This window comes from Thalassotalea mangrovi, assembly GCF_005116735.1.
Classification (GTDB): domain Bacteria; phylum Pseudomonadota; class Gammaproteobacteria; order Enterobacterales; family Alteromonadaceae; genus Thalassotalea_A; species Thalassotalea_A mangrovi.
The window spans coordinates 25,450-38,387 of sequence record NZ_SWDB01000004.1 but is presented as its reverse complement, the minus strand read 5'-3'; the positions used below and the strand labels follow the sequence as shown (position 1 = coordinate 38,387).

The following is a 12,938-nucleotide window of genomic DNA, read 5'->3' as shown; positions in this document are numbered from 1 at the left end:
AGCTGAATATCACTCACATATTCTGTCGCAAATTCACTAGAATCTTGCGCACTAAAAATAGTATAAATTTCGGGCCACTTGCCATGCTTTTTAACGGAAAACTTATTACTTCAGATCCTATTCGTCAGCAAATTCGCGACCATTATCGCGCTGATGAAAACCAGGTACTTGCCAACCTATTACCGATTGCTGAAATCAGCCCTGCCGCGAAGTCCAGAGCCTGGGAGCGTGCCCGCCAGTTGGTGGTTGAAATACGCAAAGAGCAGGTCGGTAAAGGCGGTGTCGACGCCCTGCTAAATGAATTTGCCTTATCAACCGATGAAGGTGTAGTACTTATGTGTCTGGCAGAAGCCCTGCTTCGCGTGCCAGATAAAAAAACGGCCGATAGTCTGATTCGTGACAAATTAGCGGAAGGTGACTGGAGTTCCCATATCGGTAACTCCGACTCAATTTTTGTTAACGCTTCATCATGGGGTCTGTTACTAACCGGCAAAATGGTTAACTACACTGATCAAAACAAGAAAGAGCAATTTGGCCTGTTAAAAAAGACCATGGGGCGCCTGGGTGAACCGGTTATTCGTAAAGCCGTGCGTTACGCCATGCAGGTGATGGGTACTCAGTTCGTGATGGGTCGAAAAATTGACTCTGCTGTTGAGCGTGCCAAGAAAACCGAAGCCAAAGGTTATACCTATTCCTACGACATGCTCGGAGAGGGTGCGCGCACCATGGCCGATGCGGATCGCTACTTCCAAAGCTATATGACCGCTATCGATGCCATCGGCAAAGCGGCAAAAGGCAAGGGACCACAGCAAAGCCCGGGGATTTCCATTAAACTTTCAGCGATTCATCCTCGTTACGAATTCACCCATCGTGAGCGCGTACTGGACGAATTGATCCCTCGCTTAAAAGAATTAGCGCTGGCGGCAAAATCATACAATATCGGTTTTACTGTTGATGCAGAAGAAGCGGATCGCCTGGATATCTCGCTTGATGTGATTGGCGCTGTATTTGCAGACAAGGATCTCGATGGTTGGGACGGCTTTGGTATTGCGGTTCAGGCCTATCAGAAGCGAGCTTTGTATGTGATTGAATGGGTACGCCAGCAAACCCAAAAGGCGAACCGACAAATGATGGTTCGCCTGGTAAAAGGTGCCTATTGGGATTCTGAAATTAAGATCTCTCAGGTGGAAGGCTACGAAGACTTCCCGGTATTTTCCCGCAAGCCATCAACAGATGTTTCCTACCAAGCCTGTGCAAGACGTTTGCTCGACTACCGTGATAGCATTTATCCGCAGTTTGCAACGCACAACGCATACACGGTCGCCACCATCCTGGAGATGACCGACGACCACAGTGGCTTTGAATTCCAGCGCCTGCATGGCATGGGTGAATCACTGTATGACCAGGTGGTTCGTAACGATAAGGTAGCCTGCCGGGTATATGCACCGGTCGGTGAACATGCGGACCTGCTCGCTTATCTGGTTCGTCGTTTACTTGAAAATGGCGCTAACAGTTCATTCGTTAATAACATCGTTGATGAAGACATCCCGGTAGAAAGCCTGTTACAGGATCCGGTTGAGCAGGTGCAGGCCTGGGTCAATAAATACAATCCGCAGATCCCTCAGTCCCTGGATATATACGGTAGTGAGCGCGCCAACTCAAAAGGTATCGATTTAACGAACGTTGACCAGGTAAGTGTGATGCGCGAGAACCTGGATAATTGGTTTACTAACGCAACATCACAACCGGCCATTGAAGGCGCCGAGCCGGTTATTAATCCAGCCAATCATGATGAAGTGATTGGTTACCTGAAACACATGCAGCCAGAAGAAATGACAGCGGCAGTCGACAAAGCTCAGGCGGCGTTTGCCAACTGGTCAGAAACGCCAGTAACCGAGCGTGCCAACCTGTTGCGTAAAATTGCCGATGTGTTGGAATCTCACCGTGATGAGATGATCGCCCTGTGCATTAAAGAAGCGGGTAAAATCCCGGTAGACGGTGTTGCCGAAGTGCGTGAAGCCGTGGATTTTTGTCGTTATTATGCCGCTCGCGCCGAAGAAATGCTGCCGTCACAAGAATTGCAATCTCGTGGTGTAGTGCTTTGTATCAGCCCTTGGAACTTCCCGTTGGCGATATTCCTTGGACAAGTCGCGGCGGCGATTGTTATGGGTAATACGGTAGTGGCAAAACCTGCGGAACAAACCAGTTTAATCGCCCTACGCACTATCGAGTTAATGCAGCAAGTCGGGATGCCGGATAACGTTGTCGTTCCAGTTATTGCCAGAGGCTCTTTGGTCGGTGCTCATGTCGTGCCTGATCAGCGAGTGCAGGCTGTGATGTTTACAGGTTCTACCGAGACCGGTACCTGGATATCGCAAAAACTGGCTGAGCGCCGTGGCCACCAGATCCCCCTGATTGCCGAAACTGGCGGTCAAAACTGTATGATTGTTGATTCAACGGCATTGCCAGAACAGGTAGTCGATGATGTGATTGCCTCAGGTTTCCAGAGTGCCGGACAACGCTGTTCAGCATTGCGGGTATTATTCCTGCAAGAAGATATCGCCGACCGGGTGATTAACATGATTAAAGGCGCAATGCAGGAGTTGCACGTAGGCGATCCGGCTATGCTGTCCACCGACATTGGTCCGGTTATTGATAATAAAGCGTTTACCAACCTTAATAATCACGTAGATTACCTGCAGGATAAAGCGACCTTGCATTATCAATGTGAGGTACCGGATATGGGCGACACCGGCCACTTTTTCTTCGCACCACGCTTGTATGAAATTTCCGAACTGTCGGTATTAACCAAAGAAGTATTCGGTCCTTGCGTACACGTGATTCGCTATAAAGAGAAAGATTTGGATAAGGTTATCGATCAGGTTAATGCCACCGGTTTCGGATTGACGATGGGTATCCATACCCGTATTGAAGAGAAGAGTGAATACCTGACTAAACGTTCACGCGCCGGTAACATCTACGTAAACCGTAACATGATTGGTGCCGTGGTGGGTGTCCAGCCATTTGGTGGCCGTGGTCTTTCTGGCACTGGTCCTAAAGCCGGTGGCCCAATGTATTTAAGCCGTCTGGTTAAGGAAGTAAGCGACGATACCATCACCACAGAGCAGGTTTCCGTTGAGCAGATTCTGGTAATGACTACAACTAGCAATCAACTCGATGTTGAGAAAATCATGAGCCAGGCCAAGCGTGATGAAAACAAATGGTCGATGACCGATGTACAGATTCGCTCCTCGATCGCTCGTCAGTTGCTGGCCAACCTGGCCAAAAATCCGATTGTCCAGAACCTGGAAACGGATCTCGATCAGGCAATGCTAGCAGCGCGGGCGCAACTCAACAGTTTTGAAAAAGCTCTTAGCAAACCAACTACCTTGCCTGGGCCGACGGGAGAGTCGAACAAACTCTACCTGGAATCCCGTGGTACCCTGGTGGTAGTAAGAGACACAAATACGCCGTTTGAATACTGGTTAGTTAGCGTTATTTCAGCATTGGTTGCCGGCAACACCGTCGTGTGTGCGGTTGCTGATGATTACCTGAATGAAGTCATTGCCATTGAAAGCGCATTGCAGAAGCTTGGTCTGGTATCTGGTATCTTCCAGGTGGTTGGCTTAGCGCAGTTGCCAGAGGTACTTGCTCATCCTGTGCTTGCTGGTGTCGTGTGTGGTCCTCAAAGTTCCCTGGTGGCTTATTTAGCCGAGCAACTGGCAGCGCGTAAAGGGGCGATCTTGCCCGTTATCAGCCCTGCTCGTTATTCGGCCATGTTGCATCGCCTGGTTACCGAGAAAACCGTTACCATAGATACAACTGCCGCCGGTGGTAATGCATCGTTAATGACTATGGAAGATGCGTAATATCTTCCTTTTTGAACACCCAGCTTTTCTCTGAAACGCTGGGTGTTCGGGTTTCAGGTCTCAGGTTTCAGGTCTCGGATGGCGAACGGCCTTTGCTTTAAGCAGCGAGCACGCTGACAAGTCTGCTCCTAGCATGCAAAATCAAAGATTTTGTGCCTGGCGACAACAAAAGAGCGAGATCCCGGTCGACACCGGGATGACATTTGGAACCTAAAATCAAGGCGTTTCGTTGTCACCGAAAATAGCTCCTGCATTTTCGGCATACCGGTCATCCATGACCATAACCCTTAAACACCTTTCGTCACCTTTAGACACCCTTAGACACCTTTTGTCCCAAGTTACCAGTAAACCCTTAACGCCCCGGTAATACCGAAACCATCGAATTCACCACCATCATTGGCATCATCGTCCATATTGGCGTATTGGGCACCCAGGTGAATTTTGAATTTATGCTCGTTTAAAAAGAAATTTACCCCGGCAAACAACTCGTGGTACGTATCACCGCGGTCACTTTCAATTTGGTTTTCGTATCGCCCAAGACGCACACCATTGTCGCCATCACTATTTAGGTAGGTATAACGAAATACATACTGAACGACTTCACTCTGATCATAATAAGGCATCACCACCAGGCCAAATAAATCCGCCTGGTCAAAGTAACCGCTTCCGAAGGCTAAATCCGTACGCAACCCCCACTGGCCCTTTTGAAACTGTCCTGACAGACTGCTTACATGGCCAAAGTCCCGGGTTCCGGCATTTTCATCTTCTTTGTTGTACACATAATCAAGGCGGATCTCGCCCCCATCAAACCAGTCGTTGGCAGTGAACTCGCGACCAAGCGCCAGTAAGGTGAAATAGGCCGCTTCGGTAAATCCTATTTCCTCCTCGGGATCACTGGAAAACAGCCCGGCATAGTAAGTCCAATCATCGGCAAATGAATTAGTAACACTGACACCGGTGAAGTACTCGGCGGTGAACCAGAGATTATTGGTCAGGTTATTTCGCTGTGGCGTCAGAAGTTTTTTCGATGAGGTTTTACCATCGAGGGTAAAACCCGCCGATTGCTTTAACACTTTCAATGTCATGCCATTATCAAATGTCCAGGCGATGTTGGCATCGGTAAGGCGGTTATAACTATCAGAGAGAGCATCATTGAGATCGAAATCCCCTTCAAACGAAATCGTCGCTCCGTTAATCTCGCTTTTAAAGCCAAAGCGCAGTCGACGCCATAGCAAGTCATTAAACTCGCCCTGGTCGGCATCAAACCATGCCGCGTCCGCATGCAGCCGGCCAGACAAACTAAAATAATCGCCCTCCTCGTTCTCCCAGATCTCAGCTACATCCCAGGCGGATTCAAATGCCGATTTTTGTTCTTCGGCGTACGCTACCGGGATAACCATGAATGGGATAAGAGAGAAAGCAGAAAAGGACTTAACCATGGATGTAAGGGACATCAACTACCCCCGATTTTGACAAACTCTCTGAAAAGGTAGTTTAAAAGATGAAATTCAACAACTTATTATAAATACCAGTGGCCCTGCATGCCGGTTTATTCTAAAGCAAAAGTATTCTCCCGGTTATTACCGATTGTTTCCGTTATAAAAAATTATCTTTCTACAATTATGAAGCTTTTAAGAAGGTTTGGTGACAGGAGGTGATTCATTACTGATAATCCTGAGGTTCAGGGCTGTGCGTTCAAGATTTCCACTAACTTTTGTTCGTACTCAGCGACTTTATCCTCAAAAAATCCGACTTCTTCACGAACCACACTGCCATCACGACCAATCACATAGCTGGTTGGCATGCCTTTTAGCTGGTATGCCTCCCCTATCTTACCTTCCGGATCATAGATTACGGTGAAATCGGCGGGATATTGTTTGAGGAATTCTTTAGCGAAGCTTTTATCAACATCGAGGTTGATGGTAATGACTTTAAAACCCTGATCCTGATATTTACTCTGCATCTCATTCATCCACGGGAAGGATTTACGACAGGGTATGCACCAGGATGCCCAGAAATCGAGGTAAATTACATCTCCCTGATGTTGCTCCAGTAACTGCTTAAGCTGCTGCTCGGCAATATTACCAGTGCTGGATCTTGCCTCACTCTGAGCCTGTCCAAGCATGCTATATAAACCAAACCCGGCTAGCACAACCAGAGAACATAAAAATATCGATATAGCTTTAGACATATAATTTACAACCTACGACTTCATTTTTTGGCATTACCAGGAGGAAAGCTGTTTCTTCTCGTCAATGGCTTCCTGCTCGGCTTCTTTGCGCACTTCCTCCAGTTGTTCCTGGTTCTGGCAACGCTCCACCACTTGATCATCACGATAATAACGAAGGTTCAGACAGTCTTGCTCATAGCGGCGCTCCAATTCGGTGCGCAGTATCGGCTGGCCACGAGCGTTATCAATCTGCTTTTTGAGGCTAATACATTCATTTTGCTGCTCCATGCTCACTTGAATGTCATCACAATTAACCGCATTGGATGAAGAACAGGCGGACAAACAAACCGTTACAGCGATGGATAACAGGAATGGTTTCATCAATTTCCCCTTTCTTTTAATAAGCTTGCACTGACTGTCATCATTGTTATCGGCAGTGACTTTAACCAACATAGCAGTAACCATTCATATCGGCAATGTTCTTCGCGGCAACGCATTAGCAATACACGATAGCTATCGCTATGTTATCACTCCGGAATTGGTATAAAATGTGTAGCAACACAGGAGTACAAGATTATGATGCAGGTAGTTGACTATCGACACCCTGAGGCCGCACAACAGTTTGTCGCCTCGTTGCGGGAAACTGGGTTCGGGGTTTTGAAAAATCACCCAATCCAACAGCAATTAGTGGAATCCATTTATCAAAACTGGCAAAAATTTTTCGACTCTGAGGAAAAATATGACTATGCCTTTGATCCTAAAAAACAGGATGGATATTTCAGCCCTCAAATTTCAGAAACCGCCAAAGGCCATAAAGAAAAAGATATCAAAGAGTACTATCACGTATATCCCTGGGGTCGCATCCCGCAGAGTCTAAAAGAGGAAATCCTCGATTACTATCAAAAGGCGTCTTCCTTAGCACAGGAATTACTCGACTGGGTTGAAAAATACAGTCCCGATGAAGTATCAAAGCTTTATCATGAGCCGTTATCGAACATGATTAAAGATACGCCAAATACCCTGTTACGGGTCTTGCACTACCCACCGTTGCAGGGGGATGAACAACCGGGCGCCATTCGAGCCGCCGCTCATGAGGACATCAACCTGTTAACCATTTTGCCAGCGGCCAATGAACCAGGCCTGCAGGTACAGTTGAATACCGGCGAATGGATGGATGTGCCGTCCGATTTTGGTAACTTGATCATCAATATTGGCGATATGTTGCAGGAAGCCAGTGGCGGCTATTTTCCATCGACCAGCCACCGGGTAATTAACCCGGAAGGGGCCGATATGAAAAAGTCGCGAATTTCCCTGCCGCTGTTTTTACACCCTCGATCTGAAGTGGTGTTATCGGAACGCCATACCCAGGCTAGTTACCTTTTAGAACGGTTGCGCGAGTTGGGCGTTAAAGACTAACGAATGCTGTCATCGGCCGACATTAACTTTATTGTCAGCCATAAAAAAGGGCCAATCGAGTTGGCCCTTTTTTTATGTTCGCGAATCCTTAGGATTCCGATACTGTTTCCGCTTCAACTGACGGTTTTTTCTCATCGCCTTTAAACCAGGCAAACATGCGTTTGAAGCCGCGCCCGATATCTTGGAAAACGATATACAAACAAGGGATCAGAATCAGAGTCACCACTGTGGCAAACAACACGCCGTAAGCTAACGATACCGCCATCGGTACCACCATTTTCGCCTGCATACTGGTTTCCAGCATGATAGGCACCAGGCCGATAAAGGTGGTTAACGAGGTCAACAAGATCGCTCTGAAGCGTTTACAACCCGCCTCTACGACGGCTCTGGCTGCCGCCATGCCCTCAGCTCGGGCTTTGTTGACAAAATCTATCATCACCAGGGAATCGTTGACCACCACACCGGCAGCCGCAATAAGGCCAAAGTATGAGAAGATACTTAAATCCAGGCCATGCACCATATGACCAATGACCGCACCGATAAAACCAAACGGGATCACCGACATAATGATGATTGGCTGGCTATAGGAACGTAATGGAATCGCCAACAAGCTATAAACGATCAGCAAGGTAATGACGAAGTCACGAATCAAGGTGTTCTGACTGTCAATTTCTTCCTGGATCTGGCCACCGAGTTCACTATTTAAGCCGGGATATTTCTTTCTCAGCTCGGGAATAAAATTCTCGCGAATGTCTTTTGCGATCTGGAATTTATCCGCCTGGAAGTTATCAACCTTAGCCCAGACATTTATCAGGCGGGCACCATTTTCACGACGGATCTGGTTAACGCCATCGGTAATGCGAATATCAGCAATTTCTGATAGCGGCACTTCCGCACCATTTGGCGCTTTGATCATCACGTCTTCCACATGGCCGATTGAGCTACGTTGTTCTAATGGGTAACGCACCATCACTTTGATTTCTTCGCCGTTACGCAGGATACGTTGCGCCTCCAGTCCATAGAAACTGTAACCCACCTGAGATGCGACGTCGGCAAGGGTAAGACCTAACGAATACGCCAGCGGTTTTAAGTCAAATTGTACTTCCTGGGCCGCGTCCATACGAGAGTCATTGACATCGCTAACCCCAACCAGTGAATTTAGTTTTTCCTTCAACTCACGAGAGGCGGCCAACAATTGCGGACCATCCTGACTTTCCAGGCGGAAGCCGATATCACCATCATCCATCTGGTTATCGAACAGGCTATCCTGAATATTAAGCTCTTTTACGCCAGGAATAACCGGCAGGTTAGCCCGCCATAACTCGGCAAGTTCGAACGTATTCAGTGGACGATCTTCCGGGTGCACTAACTTAATCGTCATATTCGCCCGAGTGCGGCTTTCCACATACACCGCCATCGACGCAATCATCTTCTGGCCGTATTCTTGTTCAAGCTCGTTATCTACCTCGACAATCGACTTCTCAATCGCCCGAATCGCATTAAGGGTCGCCTGCTCAGAGGTATCCAGGTTCATTTCCAGGCGAACTTTAGGGAAATCATGAGGGATTTTCGGCATCCCGGTATCCCGCACAAATCCAGCCTGCATAATACCAATACAGATCAGCACAAAGGCCAGGAATGAACACACCAGGGCATAGCGATACTCGACGGTTTTTACCAGCATCGGGCGATATACGTTCTCAATGAAGGATTTCAGGCCATTGTCGATTTTCCGGCGGGCAACATCGAATGGATTTTTTGGGTTATGAACCTTGGTTTTCATCGAGGCCAGGTGCGTCGGTAAGATTAACTTAGACTCAATCAGCGAGAACACCAGACATAACACAACCACCATACCTATCGCCTGTCCCCAGGCGGCCTGTGGACCATCAGCCATGACAAATGGCATAAAGGCGGCAATGGTAGTTAACACCCCGAATGTCGCCGGGATTGCAACCCGTTTCACGCCGCGGATCACGCTGTCGATGTTATTACCATTCTTTTCCACTTCCGTATGGGCACTTTCGCCCATCACGATGGCATCATCAACGACGATACCCAGCACCATGATAAAGGCAAACAAGCTAGTTAAACTGATGGTGACATTGATAAAGGACATCGGCATAAACAACAGGGTACCGAGGAAACAAACCGGTAGGCCCATCATTACCCAGAACGCCAGGCGAATGCGCAGGAACAATGCCAACATTAAAAATACCAGTATCGCTCCTCCCAAAAGATTCGACAGCATCATATCCAGTCGTTCTTCCAGGTACTCGGTCAAGTCGACCCAAGCATCGATAGCGACGCCTTCAGGCAAGGTCTTTTGTTTGGCTTCGATGTAGTTATTGACGATTTTAGCGATGTCGGTGATGCTTTGATCCGGCGCCGCTTTGACTTCAAAACTCACCGCATTTTTGCCATTAAATTTCGAGTACTGAATACCCTGTTCGAATCCATCACTGATAGTAGCGACTTCGCCCAGCAATACTTTTGAACCATCTTCACGGGTGATCAGCGGCAGGCGCTCGAACTCCTGGCCAATATATGCCTGGTTTTCTACCCGCAGATTGATATAGCCATTTTCCGCGCGAATCTGTCCGGCCGACATATTTCGCGACCAGTTACGAACTGCACTGGCAACATCAGAGAAACTCAAATCATAAGCGCGTAACTTATCTTTCGATACTTCAATGGCGATTTCATAATCCAGGCCACTGTGAAAATTGACGATGCTCACCATCGGCAATTTACGGATTTCATCGTGAACTTTGCGGCCTAATTCTTTCAGTTGAATTTGTGACAGGTCGCCATACAAGCTGATAAACAGAACTTCCTGTTCCATTTTTACGCGTTCAACCGTCGGTCGTTCCATCCCCGCCGGAAAGGTAGAAATAGAGTCAATCGCCGATTTTACTTCTTCAAGCACCACCTGGGCATCATAGTTGTCGTCGATTCGAAACCAACCATTGGAGTTATTACGGCCCGAATAGGTAATGGTGCGTTCCAGCCCCTGTACCGACTCTAAAGCCTCTTCAACTTTAATGGTGATGCCTTCTTCCACTTCCTGGGGCGCAGCACCAGGATACATGGCCTGGTAACGTAACCAGTTGATTTCGATTTGCGGAAATATCTGCTTGCGAATGGTACCCATAGTGAACAAGCCACCAAGGATAATCACGATCATCAATAAATTCGCGGCGACCGGATTTCTGGCAAACCAGGCAATGATCCCTTTTTTGGTATCATCCATTAGTTATCTCCCAACGCGACCTGAGTTTCATTTTCGTCGCTTTCAGCATCCAAAGGACTGTCGACATCATCGGACAGGATCGCAAGTTTCATGCCGGCAAGCGGATAATCCAGTGCCGACGTGATAATTCTGTCACCATTGTTTAAGCCCTGGTCAACCACTACCGATTTACCTTGCTGGCGAAGAATATTGACCTGGCGATATTCCAGTGCATCGTCACCGTTCATAATGGCAACCTGTTGATCAAGCACCAAATGACGCGGTACCAGCGCCGCATCTTCAACCTTAATACCGTCAATACTGGCATTTAAGTAAGTACCAAACTTAAGCGGTGATTTTTGTTGTTGCAGAGCGTATGGATCGGTAACTTCCACCACCAGGTAAGACATACGTGACTGATTATCAATAACACCTTCGGAGCGAACCACTTTACCCTGCCAGGATTGGCCACTTGCCGCCTGGTCAGAGGTAAGGGTCACAGAACTGCCAACCCCCTGGTTTTTCAAGAACCGTAACTGATTATTGGCCACCGGCAAGCGAATTTCACCGTTCGCAATTGACATCACCGTGCCCATTGGATTGCCCATACCAACCACAGCGCCAAGGCCTACATTACGATCGGCAACTAAGGCATCGTAAGGGGCGACAATCTTAGTGCGCTGTAAATTACGACGAGCCCGCTTAACGGCAGCTTCAGCGGCTTTTACCCGCGCCATTTCCTGCGCTAACTGAGGTTTGCGCAGGCTAAGCTCTGTCGGCGATGTGTCTTTGATTCGCTGCCATTCGCGTTCGGCCACTTTGCCCTGTGCTTTTTCAAGCTCTAGTGCGGCTTGGGCAGAAGCAAGCGTCGCTTCGGCATCGACTAATGCCGCTTCATAATCACTTGGATCAATTTGTGCCAGTAACTCACCTTTCTCGACAAATCCACCGCGCACGAAGGTATCAGAAAGTTTGACAATCTGGCCGCTGACCTGGGCAATAAGCTGGGTCTCATATTTCGGTTGCATTACGCCATAAGACGAAACATCCAAAGATAAAGAGCCAAGCGTTACATCCTTAACAGCAACAATAGGAACGACGTCTTCCTGAGGCTTCTCTTCTGGTGGTTTCCGCATACTGGAAAGGCCAAGGAAAGAGCCTACACCCACGCCCAGGATCACAAATGGCAGTACGATTCTTTTGATTTTCACGTTTAAACCTCGGTATTCAGGCAATTTTCTGCGCTATATGTTACCTATTTGTAGTCAAATGTAACTGACAAATGTGTAAACACATGTAACAAGTCATTACAATCCACTTAAAAATCACATAACAAGCTGTTTTATATAGAGATATGCCAAAAATATTTTTTCAGTTAAAAGGTAGGTTTTGATCACATTTTTGCCGGAAAAATTCAGGTTTTAATTGAAAAACCCGTTTAAGGAGTCGGTTTTGACTATTTTGTTGAAATCTATGTTGCAAATGGGCCTCTGCCCTAACTCTGAGTTGTGCACAAACTTAATGTGATTGGTATAAATACGCAAAATATTTGTGCACTGGCTGAAATTAGATAACCGTGTTGGCGACTCTCCAATACAGGCTCTGTTCACCTGCGCTAACAAGCATCAGAATATGACCGACAATAACTCTCAGTCAGGGGGGTTACCTTTGTCAGAATTCGATGCTAGATTTAAAGTATTATTATCAGGCAAAGAATATTGGACGGTCATGCTAACTCGCGTACGTGTATTTTTTAGAACCCTACAGCAAGACGATGTGGTCAACCAGGTGCTGTCATTAGAAGTAGCAACCGCGGTGTTACTGTTTGAAGTAATACGAGCCGATGACGAATATACTGAAGAGGAAAAGCGCTATTGCCAGCAAATGTTAATCGAACAGTTCGGCCTGGAGCGCAATGAAGTCGACGCGATCCTTGCCGCTGCTGAGGATGAATCATTTCATGCGACCGACTACTACCGCTATACCAGCCTGGTAAACAAGCACTTCACCCTTGGACAGCGCATCGAAATTGTCGAACGTTTATGGCAGCTGGCGTTGAGTGATGGCAAACTCGATGCTATTGAAGAGCACACGATCCGAAAAATTGCCGATTTATTGCATTTAAACCATCAGGAATACATTCAAACAAAACTCGCCGTGCAAAATGGCTAATACCAATTCCGCACGGAGTTTTTTGTTAAGCCTTAGTAGGCACACCGATTTCAGGCTGGTAAAATGCGAACCTAAACCT

Annotated in this window: 8 protein-coding genes; 3 read left to right on the top strand and 5 right to left on the bottom strand. The window is 47.4% G+C overall.

What is annotated here, in order from left to right; translation table 11 throughout:
• Nucleotides 1–83 precede the first annotated feature (83 nt).
• Entirely contained in the window at nt 84–3,869 is a 3,786-nt protein-coding gene (gene putA / locus E8M12_RS01970) for a bifunctional proline dehydrogenase/L-glutamate gamma-semialdehyde dehydrogenase PutA (RefSeq protein WP_136734400.1), read from the top strand.
• A 338-nt stretch (nt 3,870–4,207) separates the two neighbouring features.
• On the opposite strand, the gene E8M12_RS01965 is transcribed toward putA, so the two are convergent.
• From E8M12_RS01965 to E8M12_RS01955, 3 genes are all read right to left on the bottom strand, one after another.
• Entirely contained in the window at nt 4,208–5,323 is a 1,116-nt protein-coding gene (locus E8M12_RS01965; protein ID WP_136734399.1) for a porin, read from the bottom strand.
• Between the two features lie 227 nt (nt 5,324–5,550).
• Nucleotides 5,551–6,060 carry a TlpA disulfide reductase family protein gene (locus E8M12_RS01960; RefSeq protein ID WP_136734398.1) on the bottom strand — a complete coding sequence of 170 codons (510 nt, stop codon included), beginning with the start codon at nt 6,058–6,060 and terminating at the stop codon, nt 5,551–5,553.
• 33 nt (nt 6,061–6,093) lie between these two features.
• Complete coding sequence (locus tag E8M12_RS01955; protein ID WP_136734397.1) at nt 6,094–6,420, bottom strand: hypothetical protein; 327 nt, start codon at nt 6,418–6,420, stop codon at nt 6,094–6,096.
• 192 nt (nt 6,421–6,612) lie between these two features.
• Between E8M12_RS01955 and E8M12_RS01950 the strand changes: the two genes are divergently transcribed.
• Nucleotides 6,613–7,455, top strand: a complete 843-nt coding sequence (locus tag E8M12_RS01950) for an isopenicillin N synthase family dioxygenase (protein ID WP_136734396.1) — start codon at nt 6,613–6,615, stop codon at nt 7,453–7,455.
• Between the two features lie 88 nt (nt 7,456–7,543).
• Here E8M12_RS01950 and E8M12_RS01945 read toward each other — a convergent pair whose 3' ends face one another.
• Nucleotides 7,544–10,708: an efflux RND transporter permease subunit gene (locus E8M12_RS01945; protein ID WP_136734395.1), complete on the bottom strand. Its 3,165-nt coding sequence runs from the start codon at nt 10,706–10,708 to the stop codon at nt 7,544–7,546.
• The gene (locus E8M12_RS01940; RefSeq protein ID WP_246033984.1) at nt 10,708–11,898 is read right to left on the bottom strand and encodes an efflux RND transporter periplasmic adaptor subunit; all 1,191 of its coding nucleotides are present in this window, start codon (nt 11,896–11,898) and stop codon (nt 10,708–10,710) included. The genes E8M12_RS01945 and E8M12_RS01940 overlap by 1 nt, the downstream gene beginning before the upstream one ends.
• A 340-nt stretch (nt 11,899–12,238) precedes the next feature.
• Between E8M12_RS01940 and E8M12_RS01935 the strand changes: the two genes are divergently transcribed.
• On the top strand, nt 12,239–12,859 hold the full coding sequence (locus E8M12_RS01935; protein ID WP_136734394.1) for a tellurite resistance TerB family protein: 621 nt from the start codon (nt 12,239–12,241) through the stop codon (nt 12,857–12,859).
• Nucleotides 12,860–12,938: the final 79 nt, after the last annotated feature.

What these genes read in the sequence shown, in the direction of transcription:
- putA (WP_136734400.1), top strand. Translation starts at nt 84, where the DNA reads ATGCTTTTTAACGGAAAACTTATTACTTCAGATCCTATTCGTCAGCAA.
- E8M12_RS01965 (WP_136734399.1), bottom strand. Translation starts at nt 5,323, where the DNA reads ATGTCCCTTACATCCATGGTTAAGTCCTTTTCTGCTTTCTCTCTTATC.
- E8M12_RS01960 (WP_136734398.1), bottom strand. Translation starts at nt 6,060, where the DNA reads ATGTCTAAAGCTATATCGATATTTTTATGTTCTCTGGTTGTGCTAGCC.
- E8M12_RS01955 (WP_136734397.1), bottom strand. Translation starts at nt 6,420, where the DNA reads ATGAAACCATTCCTGTTATCCATCGCTGTAACGGTTTGTTTGTCCGCC.
- E8M12_RS01945 (WP_136734395.1), bottom strand. Translation starts at nt 10,708, where the DNA reads ATGGATGATACCAAAAAAGGGATCATTGCCTGGTTTGCCAGAAATCCG.